The sequence below is a fragment of the Rossellomorea sp. NPDC071047 genome (genome assembly GCF_050270195.1).
Taxonomy (GTDB): Bacteria; Bacillota; Bacilli; order Bacillales; family Bacillaceae_B; genus Rossellomorea.
The window spans coordinates 1506885-1520616 of record NZ_JBNNJT010000001.1 but is presented as its reverse complement, the minus strand read 5'-3'; the positions used below and the strand labels follow the sequence as shown (position 1 = coordinate 1520616).

General features: G+C 40.9%; 15 protein-coding genes and 1 riboswitch. Of the genes, 13 read left to right on the top strand and 2 right to left on the bottom strand.

Annotation, left to right across the window (positions count from 1 at the left end; all coding sequences use genetic code 11):
• Positions 1 to 333 precede the first annotated feature (333 nt).
• From ACQKFO_RS07770 to ptsP, 8 genes are all read left to right on the top strand, one after another.
• Positions 334 to 1245: an AAA family ATPase gene (locus ACQKFO_RS07770; protein ID WP_427597819.1), complete on the top strand. Its 912-nt coding sequence runs from the start codon at positions 334 to 336 to the stop codon at positions 1243 to 1245.
• The gene (locus ACQKFO_RS07765; RefSeq protein ID WP_427597742.1) at positions 1242 to 2432 is read left to right on the top strand and encodes a DUF58 domain-containing protein; all 1191 of its coding nucleotides are present in this window, start codon (positions 1242 to 1244) and stop codon (positions 2430 to 2432) included. Before ACQKFO_RS07770 ends, ACQKFO_RS07765 begins: the two co-directional genes overlap by 4 nt.
• The gene (locus ACQKFO_RS07760; protein WP_427597741.1) at positions 2402 to 3664 is read left to right on the top strand and encodes a hypothetical protein; all 1263 of its coding nucleotides are present in this window, start codon (positions 2402 to 2404) and stop codon (positions 3662 to 3664) included. Before ACQKFO_RS07765 ends, ACQKFO_RS07760 begins: the two co-directional genes overlap by 31 nt.
• Before the next feature lie 94 nt (positions 3665 to 3758).
• Entirely contained in the window at positions 3759 to 4373 is a 615-nt protein-coding gene (locus ACQKFO_RS07755) for an ABC transporter ATP-binding protein (protein ID WP_427597739.1), read from the top strand.
• Positions 4374 to 4391: 18 nt separating this feature from the next.
• Positions 4392 to 5174 carry an ABC transporter permease gene (locus tag ACQKFO_RS07750; RefSeq protein ID WP_427597737.1) on the top strand — a complete coding sequence of 261 codons (783 nt, stop codon included), beginning with the start codon at positions 4392 to 4394 and terminating at the stop codon, positions 5172 to 5174.
• An 82-nt stretch (positions 5175 to 5256) separates the two neighbouring features.
• Positions 5257 to 5520, top strand: coding sequence for a hypothetical protein (locus tag ACQKFO_RS07745; protein WP_148968555.1), 264 nt, complete (start codon positions 5257 to 5259; stop codon positions 5518 to 5520).
• A gap of 308 nt (positions 5521 to 5828) precedes the next feature.
• Positions 5829 to 6095, top strand: coding sequence for a phosphocarrier protein HPr (locus ACQKFO_RS07740; protein ID WP_034756145.1), 267 nt, complete (start codon positions 5829 to 5831; stop codon positions 6093 to 6095).
• Entirely contained in the window at positions 6095 to 7816 is a 1722-nt protein-coding gene (ptsP, locus tag ACQKFO_RS07735) for a phosphoenolpyruvate--protein phosphotransferase (protein WP_427597736.1), read from the top strand. Before ACQKFO_RS07740 ends, ptsP begins: the two co-directional genes overlap by 1 nt.
• A 166-nt stretch (positions 7817 to 7982) precedes the next feature.
• Here the strand turns inward: ptsP and ACQKFO_RS07730 are convergent, their stop codons facing one another.
• A complete protein-coding gene (locus tag ACQKFO_RS07730; RefSeq protein WP_427597735.1) occupies positions 7983 to 8657 on the bottom strand; it encodes a GNAT family N-acetyltransferase in 675 nt (224 codons plus the stop codon).
• Positions 8658 to 9006: 349 nt separating this feature from the next.
• Here ACQKFO_RS07730 and ACQKFO_RS07725 point away from each other — a divergent pair, with 349 nt between their 5' ends.
• Positions 9007 to 9183: a hypothetical protein gene (locus ACQKFO_RS07725; RefSeq protein ID WP_427597733.1), complete on the top strand. Its 177-nt coding sequence runs from the start codon at positions 9007 to 9009 to the stop codon at positions 9181 to 9183.
• Between the two features lie 45 nt (positions 9184 to 9228).
• On the opposite strand, the gene ACQKFO_RS07720 is transcribed toward ACQKFO_RS07725, so the two are convergent.
• Complete coding sequence (locus ACQKFO_RS07720) at positions 9229 to 10380, bottom strand: aminotransferase A (protein WP_427597732.1); 1152 nt, start codon at positions 10378 to 10380, stop codon at positions 9229 to 9231.
• A gap of 132 nt (positions 10381 to 10512) precedes the next feature.
• Between ACQKFO_RS07720 and corA the strand changes: the two genes are divergently transcribed.
• The 4 genes from corA (at position 10513) to queE (ending at position 13719) form a co-directional block, all read left to right on the top strand.
• Entirely contained in the window at positions 10513 to 11508 is a 996-nt protein-coding gene (gene corA, locus ACQKFO_RS07715) for a magnesium/cobalt transporter CorA (protein ID WP_427597731.1), read from the top strand.
• Positions 11509 to 11733: 225 nt separating this feature from the next.
• A riboswitch (PreQ1 riboswitch) is annotated at positions 11734 to 11778 on the top strand.
• A gap of 125 nt (positions 11779 to 11903) precedes the next feature.
• Positions 11904 to 12569, top strand: coding sequence for a 7-cyano-7-deazaguanine synthase QueC (gene queC, locus ACQKFO_RS07710; RefSeq protein WP_427597730.1), 666 nt, complete (start codon positions 11904 to 11906; stop codon positions 12567 to 12569).
• Positions 12566 to 13000, top strand: coding sequence for a 6-carboxytetrahydropterin synthase QueD (gene queD, locus ACQKFO_RS07705; protein ID WP_427597729.1), 435 nt, complete (start codon positions 12566 to 12568; stop codon positions 12998 to 13000). The genes queC and queD overlap by 4 nt, the downstream gene beginning before the upstream one ends.
• Positions 12994 to 13719, top strand: a complete 726-nt coding sequence (queE, locus tag ACQKFO_RS07700; RefSeq protein ID WP_427597818.1) for a 7-carboxy-7-deazaguanine synthase QueE — start codon at positions 12994 to 12996, stop codon at positions 13717 to 13719. Before queD ends, queE begins: the two co-directional genes overlap by 7 nt.
• The last annotated feature ends 13 nt before the right edge of the window (positions 13720 to 13732 follow it).

Genomic DNA, 13732 nt, shown 5'->3' with positions numbered 1-13732 from the left:
TCCTGCGGAAGTACGGTCGTGCCGAGACCCCGGAAGCGAAGCTGAGGAGGCTCGGCCGAACGTCCGCGGAAAGCGAAGCAGTTCCCCTCACCATCTAGCACACACTATTTGACAGAGCCTTGCAGAACTTATGTTAAAAACAACAATCTTTGCGAAAAGAGCCTTGTTCAAAAATAAAAGGGATATTTTAACAACATACTATGGTATGATGAGGATGGTTTTATTATTAGAATATTTGCTAAATATTTACTGTTATTTTAAAATTAATAGATAAATAGAGATTATAATAGAGGGGGAGCAAAGGTGTCTACTATACAAACCTTAAAAAAAGAAATGAGCAAAGTCCTGATTGGAAGGGAAAAAGAAATCGATCTTCTATTGATTGCCTTACTGCAGGAAGGGCACGTCTTACTGGAGAGCGTACCTGGGACCGGTAAAACTTTATTGGCTAAGACATTTTCACACTGTATTGAAGGGAATTTTAAGCGGATCCAATTCACACCGGATGTATTGCCGAGTGATGTAACAGGCATTCAGTTTTTCAATCCCAAAACTCAGGAATTCGAATTAAGAACCGGACCAGTTGTCACTAATGTGTTATTAGCAGATGAAATTAATAGGGCTACTCCAAGAACGCAGGCAAGTTTACTTGAAGTGATGGAAGAAAAGCAAATCACCATCGATGGAGAAACGGTGTCATTACAACCTCCGTTCATCGTTGTAGCGACGCAGAACCCGATTGAATCACAGCAGGGGACTTTCCCACTACCCGCAGCCCAGCTGGATCGTTTTCTGTTGAAGATTCCATTTACATATCCAAGTTTCGAAGAGGAGCGCAGTATCCTTAATCGATTTAAATCCGCACAGCCTTTAAATACAGTAGAAAAGGTGATGAGCCTGGCTGATATTCAATCTCTTACAAGTCTCGTTAAAGAGGTGCACATATCTGAGGATATCGAATCTTATATTCTCCAGATCACAAGGGCGACAAGGGATCATGAATGGGTTGAAGTAGGGGCGAGTCCACGTGCAAGTTTAGCTCTATTAAAAGCATCCCAGGCTCAGGCATTCATAGCAGGGAGGGATTTCGTCAGACCGCAGGATGTCGTTGCGGTAGCACCATTTGTCCTTCAGCATAGAGTTCAATTAACCATTGAGGCATCCCTTACTAAAACACCTGAAGAATTGATTGACAGAATAATAGAGATGTCCATTCTGCCTGTGGAAGCGAGGCAGGCTCAGTGAACTGGAAACGCGAAGTAGTCGAGGACCCTTATATATCCATGAGTTTAGTGCTCCTTGTCATTGTCGGGGCAGTAAGCTTCTATGTACAATCGTATGTAGGATTGGGGATTTTCCTGTTGATCATCCTTTATTTTCGCGTTCATCAATGGTACCTGCAAAAAGTTGGAGAGGGAGTCATGATCGAAAGATCTCAACGAAGAATAAGGCTTCATTGTGATGAGGAAGATAATTGGGTGTTTAAACTTGAAAACAAAGGACTTCCCATTTGGGGAGCAACATTGAAGTTGACATTTAAAGATATTGTGGAGCCTACAAAGCATCCATTTTCATTGGGCATTGCAAACGAGATCGAGGTATCCATCCCATTCTCCATTCGAAAAAATGAAGAGGGGCAAATTTCGTTGCCTGTCAAAGGCAAGAGAAGAGGTTTATGCCGTATTACCAATATGCACCTTGAGATTCCTCATCTTTTCGGAAGTGGTAAGGTTATCCTGAATCTACTCGATTCAGTTCCAACCACCATTATGGTGTTCCCCTCTTCATCCCCTGTCAGGATGGCTGAACATCAGCTTACTTTAAGGCAAGGGGACGTATCTACTCCCCATTCTTTGTTCCATGATGTGTTCCATCCCGTAGGAACAAGGGGGTACGTACAGGGAGATCGATTTCAGGACGTTCACTGGAAGGCTTCTGCACGAACAGGCGAGCTGCAAACGAAAATCTTCGCGCCTGCTACTCAAAAAGAGTGGATGATTGCCATCAATATCTCTGATCGCTTTGCCATTACAAGCAAGTTGGAGGGGATCATCAAGCATGCAGCTTACCTTATGCAGATTGCCGTGGAGCAAAACATCTCTTTTTCCCTGGTCATCAACGTGAGAACACCGGGAGCTACTCCTTATTATTATCTGCCACCTGGGACAGGACGGAAGCACCGGCAGAGAGGGCTGGAGCTTTTAGCTACGTTATCAACCGATGAATTCACCATACCCTTCCACATCGTCCTCCAGCATTTGTATCTACGCAGACTGGTACCTTCTGTTTTTATTGTTGCCGGTTCGCTTGGGTCAAGGGAAGAGGAGTTATTGCAAAATATCGGCAAAGGCCATCCACATATCTTTAAGCTGAGCTTAGAAGAGGAAGGAGTCGTCACATTATGGAATCGTTCGTTGAAAATTCCTTCCTAACGAAACATAAACAAATGCTTTTTATCAAAATGGGACTGTATGCAGGAATGGATCTTCTGTTTGTACTGTTGGGCATTACATTTCTATTTACAGGTGACGTCGTGTTGAATCAATACGTTCCGGCTTTTTCGATGATGTTGGTATTGGTACTGACTTACACGGCCGTATCCCTAAAAATGCAGAACTTTAATAATTTTCTGCTATATGCAGTGTTTGCCTTGGGGATTGGAACTGGAATCTTATTTTTCTCGGCATCCTGGTGGGTATTGCTTCCTGCTACGATCTTTCTGCACTGGAAGATCAGCTCTCATCTACAGATCAAGGATCCATCAATTGAAATCAGCAGTGGTAATATATTGATTTTTCTTTTTATATCCGCTTTTTCTTTATTCACTGGATCCCTCAGGCAGTTGGAAAACACCTATCTCGTATACAGTCTGCTATTTCTATTATTCGCGTTCGTTGGGACATTCACCTCGATTCAAAGGATGTTGGCCAGTGAAAGTAAAGGAGTAAAGAAGAGTATATATAAACCTTTTGCCCTCCTTCTCACTGTGTTTTTAAGCGGGGGGATACTAGCATCTTTTAGTTCTGTGGTCAGCCAGGGAGTCTATTGGCTGCTTGAAAAGGTGTTTTGGCTATTCTCCTTTTTGGTTAACCCGATCTTTAATTTATTGATTGAATTAAGGGATATGATCATGAAGTTTTTTGAAAGTAATCCGGAAAAAGGAGACGGAAATGAGATTGAACAACAGGTTTATGATGAATCACAGCTGCCTACTCTGGGTGATGGACTTTCATTTTCATGGTTGAATGAGGCACTGCTGGCACTATTGGTTTGCTTTGCTATCATTTATTTGGTCAGGAAAAGGAAAACGTCCTTACATTTATCCACGAGTGGGGGAACAACACCTGTCATGACGACCCGGGTAGCAGAAGCGGGTGATACTCCAAATCAAATAGAGCAGGTCGAATATTCTAAAGCAAGGGACGCAATCAGGAAATCGATGGAAATGTTAGAGGAAGAAGCTTACAAGAATAAAGTGGGGAGACTTCCGAATGAAAACGTCCAAGCTTGGTTCACTAGAATTGAGTTGGAGGAAAGTCCCCAATTTCTTACCATATACGAACGTGTGAGATATGGACGTGGAATTCCGGAACAGGATGAAGTGGATTTTTTCACAAAACGAGTGAGGAAACACATCGAATTCTTGAATACCTCACATGAATGAAGCTGGTGCAGGAAGTTCTCCTTCCGAGCATCAGCTTCTTTATTTCATTCTATTTTAGGGTATGATAAATGTGAATATATGAGAGGTGAAGATAGTGCTGTTTCACTTAGAAAACGTGATATATAAAAATATTGTAAGCATCGATCACATGAAGATAACTCAAAACCGAACAACCTGCCTCATCGGTGAAAGCGGTGCAGGAAAATCTACTCTTCTAAAATTGTTGAATAAAATGAATATACCAGATGAAGGAAAGGTCTATTATAATGAGACTCCCTTACAAGAAATTGACTCTGTAAAACTTCGAAGAGAAGTAGTGATGATTTCACAAACCCCCTTATTGTTCGGGGATACGGTAGAAGAGAATTTGCAGAAGGGTCTTATGTTTTCAGATAAGGCACTTGCTAGTCGTGAGGAACTCATGAAGACGCTGGAAATCGTAAAGCTGGATAAACCTTTGGATGGGCTAGCTGAACGGTTATCCGGTGGGGAAAGACAGCGGCTGTCTCTTGGTAGGGTGTTATTGATGAAGCCACCAGTCTATTTATTGGACGAGCCTACGTCTGCACTTGATGAGGAAACGGAAATTGAAGTGATGAAAAGCTTTATTGAAACGGCCAAAGGTCATGGAGGAACCATCATCATGGTCACTCATTCGACCAACGTTGCAGAGCAATATGGTGAAGAGATCATTACCATATCAAAATAAAAGAAGGAGAGAGTATAATTGGAAAAAGGCCTTATTGATATAGAGCTGTGGAGATTTATCGCAGCATACGTCTTCGTTCTTCTATTGTTATTTATTGTGAAGTGGAGAGGGATTTCCAGGGAGAAGCAGATTATACTCGCCTCCTTTCGAATGACCATTCAGTTGATCATGGCAGGGTACATACTGACCTATATTTTCGATAATCCAAGTCCGTGGCTTACGTTAGCTATCATTTTGATCATGGAAGCCTTCGCCATCAGGAATATTTTTAAGCAGGTTAAATATACAATGGATAAGAAACTGAAAGGTATTGCGGCTCTATCTTTACTAATTGGAACTCTCATTAGCTTATTCTATTTTAATATGGTGGTGATCCATTTCTCACCTTGGTACGAACCTAGATATTTCATACCCATTGCCGGAATGATAGTGGGGAATTCAATGACGGGCATCACATTGGGGATCAATACACTATTAGGGGGATTAAAGGATCAAAGAGAAACGGTAGAAGGAGCCCTGATGCTGGGAGCAACCCCTAAAGCGGCCTCCAAGAAATATGTAGATAATGCCTTTGATGCAGCGATTCTTCCCACTCTCAATAATATGTTAGGGATGGGCATCATCTTTTTGCCTGGAATGATGACAGGGCAGATCCTTTCGGGGATCAGTCCATTAGTAGCCATCGAGTATCAGATTGCCATACTTTTAGGCATAGTGGGGAGTGTTGCCTTAACGGTCATCAGTTTCATATTGATGGGATATAAGCAATTATTTACGAAAGATGCACAATTAAATGTATAAATGCCATATAGTACTACTGTTCTAATCTAGTTTTTTCCTGCATATGATAGAGAAAGAATGACAGGGAAAGGGAGAGTGCTATATGAATTACCAAACAGAACAGGCGCTAAGAGTGAAAAGCTTAGCAATGGATGTAATAGAAGAACTGATGAAAGAGGATGGTAAGCATGAGGTGCAGGAATTAAAACAACTCTCAGAATTATTCTCCCGGTGCATATGCGACTTAGTAAACGTTTATACAAACACCTCTGAAGATCATGAAATGACTCTGAAAGGCACGGTCATAAAAGCAAAAATCGGCTATAATATCATGAAAGCAAAATCTGAAGCGGTAGAAAGAGAATAGTATCATGTTGACTAAACTGGCTCATACTAAAGATTCCCTCCTGAATTGCAAGGGAATATAAAGAGTCAGTTTTTTTGATGAATATACATGAAATTTTACATAAATAGGTTCATATCAGTGGCAAATTTATGAAATACTAAAAAAATAACGCTTTACAATTGTGTATATCTTCATTGCATGCTATTCTTTTTTATTGAACAGCTTTATAGTAGGAATGGATTATTTACTAGAAATAGTTGACGTATTCTACATAATCCATTACTTTAATGAAGCAACCAAAAACAAGATAAATTAAGGAGTCGATTCACATGGCACAAAAAACATTTACAGTTACAGCTGAAACAGGAATTCACGCTCGTCCGGCAACTCTACTAGTTCAAACGGCAAGCAAATTCGACAGCGATGTACATCTAGAATACAAAGAAAAGAAAGTAAACTTGAAATCAATCATGGGTGTTATGTCTTTAGGTGTTGGTAAAGGTGCAGAAATCACAATCATTACTGAAGGTAGCGACGAAGAAGAAGCGTTAAACAGCTTACAGGAAACGTTGAACAAAGAAGGATTAGCTGAGTAATGTCCAGTCTTTTAAAAGGAATTGCGGCATCAAATGGTATCGCCATTGCGAAAGCGTATCGCTTAGTTGAACCTGACCTAAGTTTTGAAAAGAAAAACGTAGACAATGCTGAACAGGAAGTATCTCGCTTCCAGGAAGCCATTGCGACGTCCAAGTCAGAGCTTGAAGCGATCCGTGATAAAGCAAGAGTTGATTTAGGTGAAGATAAAGCTCAAATCTTTGAAGCGCACCTTCTTGTCCTAAGCGATCCAGAACTACTTACACCAATCGAAGACAAAGTGAAATCTGAAAATGTAAACGCTGAATTCGCACTTAAAGAAACAGCGGATATGTTTGTATCCATGTTTGAATCCATGGACAATGAATACATGAAAGAACGTGCCGCGGATATCCGTGACGTGACGAAACGTGTCCTTTCACACCTGTTGGGCGTACAGATTGCGAACCCAAGCATGGTGACAGAAGAAGTGATTGTAATCGCAGAGGATCTAACACCTTCTGATACGGCACAATTAAACCGTGAATTTGTTAAAGGATTTACAACTGATATCGGTGGAAGAACATCTCACTCGGCCATCATGGCACGTTCAATGGAGATTCCAGCTGTAGTGGGAACGAAATCCATTACTTCCTCTGTTGAAAATGGTGACATGATCATCGTTGACGGATTAAATGGAGAAGTACATATTAATCCGACACCGGAAGTCATCGAAGAGTATAAGAATGAGCATGCCCGATATGAAGAACAAAAAGCTGAATGGGCGAAGCTTGTCAATGAACCAACGGTATCCAAGGATGGGGAGCATGTTGAACTTGCCGCAAACATTGGGACACCTAAGGATCTTGAAGGGGTGAAGAACCACGGCGGAGAAGGTGTGGGTCTGTATCGTACAGAATTCCTATACATGGGTCGTGACGAATTACCGTCTGAAGACGAGCAATACGAAGCTTATAAGGCTGTATTAGAAGGTATGGAAGGGAAACCTGTAGTGGTTCGTACCCTTGACATCGGTGGAGATAAAGAGCTTCCTTACTTAAATCTGCCAAAAGAAATGAATCCATTCCTGGGGTATCGTGCGATCCGACTTTGTCTGGACGAACAGGATATCTTCCGTACTCAGCTTAGAGCGTTATTAAAGGCCAGCCCATTCGGAAATCTGAAAATCATGTTCCCGATGATTTCAAATCTTCAAGAGTTCAGAGAAGCAAAAGCCATCCTTGAAGAAGAGAAAGAAGCTCTTCTTGAAAATGGTACGAACGTAGATGATCATATTGAAGTGGGAATCATGGTGGAAATTCCATCAACTGCTGTAATGGCGGATGTTTTTGCCAAGGAAGTAGATTTCTTCTCTATCGGAACCAATGATCTGATTCAGTATACAATGGCTGCCGACCGCATGAATGAGCGAGTTTCCTACTTATATCAACCGTATAACCCTGCCATTTTACGACTTGTCAAAATGGTAATTGATGCGGCTCATAAAGAAGGCAAATGGGCAGGTATGTGTGGTGAAATGGCTGGAGATGAGATTGCTGTACCGATTCTTCTGGGATTAGGTTTGGATGAGTTCTCTATGAGTGCTACATCGATCTTACGCGCACGTTCTCAAATCCGTCAGTTGAATCGTGCTGAAATGAAAGAACTGGCAGTGCAAGCACTACAATTAGACACAAATGATGCTGTCATTTCTGCTGTGAAAAAAGCGACATCAATGGAATAAATTTAGGTTTAGATGGTGGAAATGAGGGTATTATATCTGTGAAGAATAAGGCACACCCTTTGGGCCTTTTCATTCTCATTTCCCCCTTTCTTGTGGATTGAAAGAACGTATTGTTCTTTCAATCCCTTTTTTCTTGTTCAGGGAGTGCATCACTTTGCAAAACGCGTTAGAAGCTTGAACTTTTAAAAGGGTTTTTCCATTCCATTAAGACCCCATAGTCACATGATTCTTCATCTTTAAGGTACCCTTTAACCGCTTTTAACGGAGTGCGTCCTGTTTGTAGAAGAAACGTAATGACGGGATCCTTGAATTCTCCACTCGTTAATTTCTGTATATAATCCTCAATCGGGAAATCTTTGGACACTTTATGATAGGTAGGAACCCGACCGCCCCCAAGTAAGCGATCCAACTTTAAATGAACCACAATCTCAAACATGGCATTCATCAAGACTTTTCCTAGCTTAAATCCCCTATAATCAGGGTCGATACATAGATCCACAACATACAATGTATTTCCATTCTCATTGTGAGTACGGATATATCCATCATCAGTTATGCCTTCCCATGTATGATGAGGTTCTAACGGATCAAAGTCGACAATTAAGCTTGTCATACTCCCCGCTAATTTCCCGTCAACTTCCACACAAATGGCCCCAAGAGGGAAATGAGACAAATGCTGTGTGAGTTGGTCTTTATTCCACCATAATTCTGATGGGAAGGGAGGAGGGAATGCTCTTTTTTGAACGGATATCAAGTCGTTGAAATCATCCTTGCCATAATTTCTGATAACCGCTTTATAAATTTGATCGTTTCTGAAAACATACTGTTCTTTCATATACATGCTAGAACCTCGCTTCTCAGAATTTACTTGTTTATTATACGTTATGAAAGCGCTTTTTTAAAGAGTTTTACTGAAATAACTTTTCTTTTGAAAAAAATCGAATTTTTTTCAGAAGGGTGGTTTACCATTCTGGAAAGGGGGTATTCTATAATTAAGCATGAAATTGGAGATTAATTTCTCACTAACACCCCCTTTTCCTTTTTTAAAACCAACTCACTTAACTGGGTTGGTTCTTTTTTTCTTTTTATATCGACAGTTCATTCGTATAGTGAAAAAGAAGAAGGCGAATAATAACCCTATCCTGATTCATTGAAGGATAAGCATGATCAATAAAAGGGGTGTGGAAGAAATGGCGAAACGTACTAAAAAGAATGATCCACAACAGAAGAACAAAAAAGGATTCGATTCTTCTAAGATCAATGCGGAGTTTGCCCACGAAATGGGAAGTGCGGCAACTAACAAAATACACAAAGACAAAGCCAAAAAAGAAAAAGCATCTAAAAATAACGGTGAATATAAAGGGTAAACATGAAGAGGGACGGACCTTTTTATACAAGGTCCGTCCCTCTCGTCAGGTTTGGATGAAGGACTGGATCCGGTCAAGCCCTTCTGTAAGCTGTTCCATGGAGCAGGCATAGGATAATCGGAAGTATCCTTCGCCGAACTCGGAAAAAGCATCTCCAGGAACGACAGCCACCTTTTTCTCTTGGGCAAGTGCCAACGCGAAATCAAATGAACTCAAAAGAATCCGATCCGGTATTTTGACGAAAAAGTAGAAGGCTCCGTCCGGTTTGACGATTCCTTCAAATCCCATCTCCATTAATCTGTTGTATACATAGTCCCTTCGTTTTTTATATTCTTTCTTCATTTCTGCCGCATCATCTTTGCCGACTGTAAGAGCTTCATAGGCAGCTTTTTGGGAGACGGAAGAAGCGCAGGAAACATTGTACTGGTGAACCTTTATTAGATGCTTAGAAATTGATTCTGGAGCGAATACCAGTCCGATCCTCCAACCGGTCATACTATGTGATTTAGACAGACCATTGACGACGATGGTTTGTTCTCTTAGATATTCGGCAATGGAATAATGCGAATCATCAAAGGTAAGCTCGCTATAAATCTCATCAGCCAACACAAAGATATTCCTATTTCTAAGCAAGTCGGCAATCTCTTTCAATTCTGCTTTGGATAGGCTTACCCCTGTTGGATTGGATGGATAAGGCAATATGACACATTTTGTAGAAGGAGTTAAGTTCTCTTCAATAAGGGCGGCATCCAATTTAAAATCATTTTGTGTGATGTCAATATGTACGGGATTAGCACCACAAAGTTTAATGATCGGCTCATAGCCAGGATACACGGGTCCAGGGATAAGGCAGTCATCCCCCTCGCAAAGGATTGTTCGAAGGATCACATCGATCCCCTGAGAAGCGCCGTTTGTGACTATGACCTCATTTACAGGGTTATAATGTACATTATATTTGTCTTTTACATATGAAGCCGCAGCTTCTCGTAATTCGAGATACCCTGCATTATGGGTATAGGTAGTGAAGTCATCATCAATGGCAGCCTTACCCGCGTCTTTGACATGTTGTGGGGTAGGAAAATCCGGCTGACCGATTGTCAGGGAAATGATGTCGTCTATGTCCGCCACCATATTAAAAAACTTTCGAATACCTGATATCTGGATGTCCTTGATCCGAGGGTTAATATACTGTTCCACTGCGTACACCTACTTTAATAATTTGATTCATATTTTATCATTAATTCCTGCATTTACGTAGTGATTTTGTTTGAATGGTGAAGAAAAAGGGAAAGGGTATTAAATAAATAAATGTCAGTTAGGGAGAGCCATATGATTCGAACGAGTATTATTATGGATAATGGGGAAATTGAACAGGATGTTCCCTTATCCAGAATAAAAGAAAAGGGTGTTAAATGGTATTGGGTGGATTTTTCAGAGCCGACCAGCAAAGATATCCGGTTACTTAAGCTGTACTTTCGATTCCATCCACTTGCGATAGAGGATTGCCTGGACGATTTCAGTCAGCGGGCTAAGCTCGATTTTTATGATCAATACATATTTGTCCTTCTGCATGCCATTAATCAGAAAACGCTGGATTCTCACGAAGTGAATATGTTTGTGAACGCAAGTTTTATCGTTACCTTCCATAAACAACCTGTAAGGGAATTAAATAATGTATGGGAAAAAGTTCAGCAAGAAGGGGATCAGCTCAGCCCTTTTAAGGTCATGCATGGAATTGTCGACCGGTTAGTGGACGATTATTTTCCCCTCGTATATGGCATTGAAGATCGGCTCAATAAAATAGAAGATAACACGAATGAAGATGCTGATAGTGATTTGATGGATGAATTATTCGATATTCGTCATGATATGTCAAAGCTAAGAAGAACCCTTGTTCCCATGAGGGATTTATTATATCGTATCAGCAATTCCGGCAGATTGAATGCACTCAAAGAAGAACAGCTCTATTTTAATGATGTGTATGATCATTTAATCAAGCTTGTCGAGATGCTTGAATCGTATCGGGAATTTTCATCAGATATCCGGGATAATTATTTATCCATTAACTCAGATAAAATGAATAATATCATGATGACCTTAACCGTCATTACGACGATTTTTATGCCTCTTACGTTTATTGCTGGCCTGTATGGGATGAACTTTGTCTATATGCCGGAACTTGATGAGCGAAGCGGATACTTTATCGTTCTCGGTGTTATGGGCATTATAGCACTGATCATGTTTGGTTTCTTTATGAAAATCGGCTGGCTCAGGTTCAGCACAAAAAAACGGAGAAAACGAAGAAGGCTCCTTCGTTTAAAATAAACAAGTTGAAAAGCAGTGACTCCATAATAGAGTTCTGCTTTTTTCATCTATTTCCATTATGAAGAGGGGAAAGGGGGCTCGTAATGATCGGCGGCCATTTAAATGGAGGCCTGGTTACGAAAGAGATAAATTTACCGATGAAATTCCCGTAAACAGTAGATTTTTTTGAGAAAAAACGTTATATTGGTTGAGGATAAAAGAAGAAGAACTGGGATTATTGATAAGTCTCGAGAGGTTCTAGCACAACCCTCTATAAAAAACTAAGGAAAACGGCATCCTTAGGTGTCGTTATTTTTTGTTAATAACGGCTTTAAAGCCAATGTTATAGGGTATCACAGAATCTCTTTCTTCTTTTCATGGCAAAAGAGCCTGTAGAAAAGAAAGGAGAACCTTTTATGAACACAGAGAAAGCGTTAGTCGTATTCAGCGGAGGTCAAGATAGCACAACGTGTTTATTTTGGGCAAAGAAAGCTTTTAAAGAAGTAGAAGCGGTGACATTTAACTATGGTCAGAGGCATGTTGCAGAGCTTGATTGTGCAAATGAGATTGCAGAGGATCTGAAAGTCCCTCACCATGTATTAGATATGAGTTTATTAAATCAATTGGCACCAAGTGCTTTAACACGGACAGATGAGGAAATCACTCATCTTGATGGTGAATTACCATCTACATTCGTTCCTGGAAGAAATCTATTATTCCTGTCATTTGCAGGCATACTAGCGAAGCAAATCGGAGCGCGGCATATTGTAACAGGTGTATGTGAAACGGATTTCAGCGGCTATCCCGATTGCCGGGATATTTTTGTGAAATCCTTGAATGTCTCCCTCAATCTATCCATGGATGATCAGTTTGTGATCCATACTCCACTCATGTGGATCAATAAGGCACAAACGTGGGAAATGGCAGATGATTTAGGTGCTTTCCGTTATGTACAGGAAAATACCCTCACTTGCTACAATGGGATAAAAGGCAGCGGGTGCGGTGAGTGCCCTGCATGTGAGCTTAGACAAAAAGGGCTGGAAGAATATAAAAGTGCTAAAAAAGGGGGAGAGGGAAGATGATACAACAAATCTACCCGACTCCTGACCACACTTATGAATTTGAATTAAATAAAGATATGCATTTTGCGGCAGCCCATTATATTCCACATGTGGATGCAGGAAGCTGTCAGGATATCCATGGTCATACGTACTTTGCCAATATCACTATTGCCGGGGATAAGCTTGATGATTCCGGGTTTCTTATTAATTTCCAACACATCAAAAGGCTGATTCATAAGCGCTTTGATCATAAGGTGATGAACGAAGATGAATTGTTTTCTCCCGAGAACGGCAATGTGTTCCCGACAACTGAAGTTGTAGCGAAAGTGATGTGGGAAATCATTCAGGCTCATTTAGATACACTGCCTCACCAACCTAAATGCCTTCAAGTATTTTTAAGAGAAACACCGACAAGTTACGTCATTTACAGACCAAAGGTGAGACAATCATGAAGAAAATCCCCGTTTTAGAAGTATTTGGTCCAACCATACAGGGCGAAGGTATGGTGATAGGTCAAAAGACGATGTTTGTCCGAACTGCGGGATGTGATTATAGTTGTTCATGGTGTGATTCTGCCTTTACATGGGACGGTTCTGCGAAAGAGGAAATTCAGCTTATGACGGCTGAAGAAGTGTGGAACAGGCTAAAAGAAGTCGGTGGAAACAAGTTCTCTCACGTAACCATTTCCGGTGGTAATCCTGCTCTATTGGCTCATTTGAAGGAGCTTATTGAGATCTTAAAGGAGAATGGCATAGCGTCGGCCTTAGAAACGCAAGGAAGCCGCTGGCAGGATTGGTTCTATGATATAGATGACCTGACACTTTCTCCAAAGCCTCCAAGTTCGAAAATGGAGACTGATTTTGAGAAACTGGATTTCATTGTTCACCGTTTAATTGAAAATGGCTCACAATTCAGCTTAAAAGTTGTAGTGTTTGATGATAGGGATCTTGAATACGCCACAAAGATTCATAAACACTATCCTGACGTTCCATTTTATATTCAGACAGGTAACCCTTCTGTTTCCGAAGGGGATACACCAAAGCTTCTGGCAAATTTATTACTGGATTATGAAGCGCTCATTGAAAAGGTTTGTGAGAAGGAAGAACTAAATCATGTGCGTGTGCTCCCGCAGCTGCATACTTTAGTATGGGGCAACAAGCGCGGAGTATAATTGAAAAAGCGAT

Bases quoted from the DNA above. Each gene is read 5' to 3' on its own strand.
- ACQKFO_RS07770 (WP_427597819.1), top strand. From the start codon at position 334: ATGAGCAAAGTCCTGATTGGAAGGGAAAAAGAAATCGATCTTCTATTG.
- ACQKFO_RS07760 (WP_427597741.1), top strand. From the start codon at position 2,402: ATGGAATCGTTCGTTGAAAATTCCTTCCTAACGAAACATAAACAAATG.
- ACQKFO_RS07745 (WP_148968555.1), top strand. From the start codon at position 5,257: ATGAATTACCAAACAGAACAGGCGCTAAGAGTGAAAAGCTTAGCAATG.
- ACQKFO_RS07740 (WP_034756145.1), top strand. From the start codon at position 5,829: ATGGCACAAAAAACATTTACAGTTACAGCTGAAACAGGAATTCACGCT.
- ptsP (WP_427597736.1), top strand. From the start codon at position 6,095: ATGTCCAGTCTTTTAAAAGGAATTGCGGCATCAAATGGTATCGCCATT.
- ACQKFO_RS07730 (WP_427597735.1), bottom strand. From the start codon at position 8,657: ATGTATATGAAAGAACAGTATGTTTTCAGAAACGATCAAATTTATAAA.
- ACQKFO_RS07725 (WP_427597733.1), top strand. From the start codon at position 9,007: ATGGCGAAACGTACTAAAAAGAATGATCCACAACAGAAGAACAAAAAA.
- corA (WP_427597731.1), top strand. From the start codon at position 10,513: ATGATTCGAACGAGTATTATTATGGATAATGGGGAAATTGAACAGGAT.
- queC (WP_427597730.1), top strand. From the start codon at position 11,904: ATGAACACAGAGAAAGCGTTAGTCGTATTCAGCGGAGGTCAAGATAGC.
- queD (WP_427597729.1), top strand. From the start codon at position 12,566: ATGATACAACAAATCTACCCGACTCCTGACCACACTTATGAATTTGAA.